Raw genomic sequence first — 1,682 nt, 5'->3', positions numbered from 1 at the left:
CAGGCGTTCGGTAGCGGTTTCGATCAGGGGCATGACAGTTTCTCGATTGGCGGCGAGCAGATAGCGTCGACTCGCTGGACACTCATTGTATGCCGCCTGGATCACACCCTTCGCGCCAGGCATTGTCTGCCCATGGAGAAATGCCGCCGGCACGATCGCCGGGTGGCGGCGTCGCGGACAGTCTCCAGCGCAGTCCCTCGCCCTGCGGCCGCCGCACGTGCTGCATGTCGTGGTGATGCGGTTCTGCGTGGCGTGACGACTTTCTCGCGCAGATTGAAAGAGGTTCAACGCAGCCCGTCTTTTTCGCCTTTGCCGATAAAGCCAGACTAATCCTCACTGCCTGCCGGCTTCAGGGCGAACATTCGTCGCCATCGATCAGCGGGGCAGCCGCAACGACGGATAACGCTCGTGTAGCGCATTCGCCTGTCCCAGCGCACAACAGGAAACCTGTAATGACCTCTCTTTCTCGCCCCATCCGCCGGGCCGCCAGCGCCTCCCTGCTGGCCCTTTCCATAGCCTTCGTCAACTCGGCCCTTGCCGCCCAGGTCGGCGATCTGGAAGTGGTCGCCGAACTGCCGATCCGCCCCGGCAACGTCGCCCCCAGCGCAGACGACCGGGTGTTTGCCACGGTCCATCCCCTGGGTGCGCCGGCTGCCGCTCAACTGATCGAAATCACCGGCCGCGACAGCTACAAGCCCTGGCCCAGCAGCACGCTGCAACGCGGCACCGCCGCTGCCAACGATGCGCAGATCGATACGCCGCTGGGCATCGCCATCGATGGCAAGAACCGCCTGTGGATAACGGACATGGGCCTGAACCTGGGCAAGACACGTCTGTGGGGCTTCGATGTCGCCACGGGCAGCGAGCTGTATCGCATCGAACTGCCCGCCGATGTTGCCCCCAAAGGCAGCTTCATCCAGGACCTGGCCGTCGACGACGACGCTGGCTGGATCTACCTGGCGGACATCGCCAACCCCGGCCTGATCGCCGTCGAAATCAGCAGCGGCAAGGCGCGGCGCTTCAGCGGCCATGCTGCGTTGCAGGCCGAGCCCGACGCCAGGATGGTCATCGGCGGCGTGCCGATCCAGTTCCAGGGCAAGCCCGCCAACGTGGCGGTCAACCCAATCACCCTGTCGGCCGACCACGCCACCCTGTACTTCGGCGCCATGAACGGCAAGACCTGGTACTCGCTGCCCAGCGAGCTGCTGCGTGACGGCGCCAGCGACGAGCAGATCGCGGCGGCCATCCAGCGCGTCGGAGCCAAGCCCGTTTCCGATGGCGCCGCTACCGACGCCAAGGGCCGGCACTTCTTCACCAACCTCAACGACAATGGCATCGACCGGCTCGATAGCGATGGCACACTCGAGCCACTGGTGCGCGACGCGCGACTGGACTGGCCGGACAGCGTGCATGTGGGTCACGACGGCTGGCTGTACATCTCGGTCAATCAGCTGTACAGAACCCCGGCCTTCACCGGGGGCAGCGATAGCGGTAAACCGCCGTATCGCGTGATGCGCGTGTGGCCGGGGAAATAAGCCGCCGCCGAATCATCCACGCCCTGGCAGCGGTCCTCCGCAGCCGCTGTCGAACAGGGGCATGGCGATTGCCTCGATTGGCTGCGACCATATGCCATCGATTCGATGAGCACTGAGCGTATGCCGCTGCCGCTGGTCTACCACGAG

At 65.0% G+C, this 1,682-nt stretch carries 1 protein-coding gene; it reads left to right on the top strand.

Going from position 1 to position 1,682, the window contains the following annotated elements; genetic code table 11:
* Window positions 1-452 precede the first annotated feature (452 nt).
* Entirely contained in the window at window positions 453-1,535 is a 1,083-nt protein-coding gene (locus J0A65_RS23030) for an L-dopachrome tautomerase-related protein (protein ID WP_206596632.1), read from the top strand.
* Window positions 1,536-1,682 lie beyond the last annotated feature (147 nt).

This window comes from Bowmanella yangjiangensis, from assembly GCF_017255015.1.
Lineage (GTDB): Bacteria > Pseudomonadota > Gammaproteobacteria > Enterobacterales > Alteromonadaceae > Bowmanella > Bowmanella yangjiangensis.
This window is presented reverse-complemented; position numbering and strand designations above follow the sequence as displayed.